Origin of the sequence: Asaia krungthepensis NRIC 0535 (assembly GCF_025995175.1) — a bacterium.
GTDB lineage: Bacteria > Pseudomonadota > Alphaproteobacteria > Acetobacterales > Acetobacteraceae > Asaia > Asaia krungthepensis.
Map to the genome: position 1 here is coordinate 1 of NZ_BAPV01000032.1, position 1,154 is coordinate 1,154.

Annotated in this window: 1 protein-coding gene; it reads left to right on the plus strand. The window is 57.5% G+C overall.

Going from position 1 to position 1,154, the window contains the following annotated elements:
• The coding region (locus AA0535_RS10875) for a TonB-dependent receptor domain-containing protein (protein WP_264816169.1) at positions 1–835 on the plus strand (835 nt) is incomplete at its 5' end.
• Between the last annotated feature and the right edge of the window lie 319 nt (positions 836–1,154).

Sequence of the window (1,154 nt, forward strand, 5' to 3'; positions counted from 1 at the left end):
AACCTCGACCAATTTCTCGGGTGGCCCGATCTTCCGTCCGACCCGCTGGCTGACCCTGATGGCGGATTACTATTATATCCGCAAAAACCACTACATTGCGCCCAACCCCGTTGGTACCACCAACGTGGCGAACGCCTATCTCGCGGGCGAAGCCCTGCCGACAGGCGTGACGGTTACGCCGGATATTGCCGACCCGCAGAACCCCACCGGTCAGCTGCGCCCCGGCATCATCAACCTGGGCTATGTCAACACGAACAAGCTCGTGACTGACGGTTTTGACCTGTCCTTCGAAGCCAACACACAGCTTCCCGGCGTGTTTCATGAAGTCCACTGGTACAGCAAGGGTACAGCGACCTTCGTGCGTCGTATGAACCTGACCAACCCCGATGGGTCGGTCTATCGCTATGCCGGAACGCTTGGGCCCTATGGTGCAGTTTCTGCCTCGGGAACGCCCCGCTGGCGCGCCAACTGGTCCAATACGCTGTCATGGCGCAAGCTGGCTGTCACACCGACAGTCTACTACACCAGCGGCTATCGCACGACGGCCGAAGACCAGACGGGTTCGGGCACGGCAGGCAACTGCGCCGATGCGTTGACCTCCAGCAGCTTCGTTCCGCTGGGCCAGTGCAAGGTCAAGGGCTTCTGGGATGTCGACCTGACGGTGAACTATCAGTTCAACCGCCGCTGGAGCGCTTATGCCAACGTCTATAACCTCCTCGGTTTCAAGTCGCCTTACGACTTCGGCACCTATGGTGGCTATCTCTACAACCCGTCATGGACGCAGAACGGTGTCGTTCTCCGTTCCTTCCAGTTCGGTGTGAAGGTCGTTCTCTGATCGTCCAGCATGTCTGACACGAAAAACCCTCCGGGCTTTACCGCCCGGAGGGTTTTTTTGCGAAGTCATAAGCAAAGCACGCTGGACGTTTGATCCCAGGGTTTGATGGTGCAAGTTTTGCGTGAACCCGGAGGATTCGAAAAACCCCTTGGGTCTGCGGCTTTTTGTATAATACCAACGGCTATTGCCTCTGACGCATCTGTGAAGTGACGCGAACGGCCAGCTCTGATGCAGTCCTGGGAGGGAGGATCGGGTATAGCTGGAGGGTTCGAAGAACCCCCTGTCTCTGAACAGTTGGCTGTGATTCTATCCTTGGTGT